The organism is Bradyrhizobium sp. Kon56 (assembly GCF_055807635.1).
Genome location: NZ_JBVVOU010000485.1, coordinates 1 through 260, shown reverse-complemented (window position 1 = coordinate 260; position 260 = coordinate 1). Strand labels below are relative to the sequence as shown.

Sequence of the window (260 nt, the reverse complement as noted above, 5' to 3'; positions counted from 1 at the left end):
GATCGAGCGGTGACTGCAAGCCGGCTGCCGCCAGCAACTGGGTCTTGCCACTGCGCGGTTCACCGATCACCAGGTACCAGGGCAGGTCGTGGCGCCAACGCGCGTTGCGCTCCCCATAGCGGGGCGATGTGCTCAAGTGCTGCCGGGCTTCCTTGAAGCGGCCGCGCACGTGCTTGCGTTCGTTCTCCAGCGCTTGCAATGACCGATGCCCCGCTGGTGGCCCCGACCTTTGGCGCCCGGCGGCGCGTCGCCCACCGGCC

Annotated in this window: 1 protein-coding gene; it reads right to left on the bottom strand. The window is 69.6% G+C overall.

From position 1 onward, the window contains the following. Positions 1–199 (bottom strand): hypothetical protein (locus AC0L3B_RS39760; RefSeq protein WP_473383361.1); only part of this gene is annotated, 199 nt, incomplete at its 3' end. Positions 200–260: the final 61 nt, after the last annotated feature.